The 720-nt window shown below is 68.9% G+C and carries 1 pseudogene; it reads right to left on the bottom strand.

From position 1 onward, the window contains the following. A pseudogene (locus MWU75_RS19610) lies at nucleotides 1-720 on the bottom strand (hypothetical protein); the annotation flags it as partial.

Genomic DNA, 720 nt, shown 5'->3' with positions numbered 1-720 from the left:
GGTGGCCTGTTCGGGGTGGGTGGCGTGGGTGTGGCGGGCGCGTTCGGCAGCGGCGGTGTCGGGGTTGGGTCCGTTGACCAGTCGGCCGGTCTTGAGGTTGCGGCGGGTCAGGCGGATGAGGTCCCAGCACTGGAACCGGTGGTCGTTGAACTCCTCGTCGTCCTCGGCGACGAGCCGGCCGGCACCGGGGCGGTAGGACAGGGCCTGGTAGATCGCCAGGTCCAGCGCCTCGCCCCGGTCTTCCTCGGGGGCGGCGTTGACCTGGTCGACCGCTTCGGCCAGCAGGGTGGAGTACTGGGTGTAGTCGTGGGCCTTGGTGCGGTAGATCTTGCCGAGCAGGGTCTGCCAGGTCATGTCCCGGCGGTGGTTGATGACCGCGTCAAGGTACTGCTTGGTCTTCTGGTCATGATGCGCCGGGTGATTCAGGGCACCGTTGGCTTCCCGGGTGTCCCCGCCTTCGGTGCCGTGCTCGGTGACGTGGTCGAACTGGCACAGCACGCCCGGGATGACGCACCCGGGCGCCCGGCACGATCCGTCGGCGAAGGCGATCTGGGTCTTCATGGCCGGGGTGAACGGGTAGGACTTGGTGGAGCGTTCCAGGCACCGCCCGGTCACCGGGTCGGTCAGGAGGCGGTGCATCACCGATCCCGGCGTCAACGCCAACCTGGTGACCTCCTGCGGGGAGAGGAAGAACGACCGGCGACCCTGCACCTCCCCGAC

It is taken from the genome of Ornithinimicrobium sp. F0845 (genome assembly GCF_023015765.1).
Classification (GTDB): Bacteria; Actinomycetota; Actinomycetes; order Actinomycetales; family Dermatophilaceae; genus Ornithinicoccus.
This window is presented reverse-complemented; position numbering and strand designations above follow the sequence as displayed.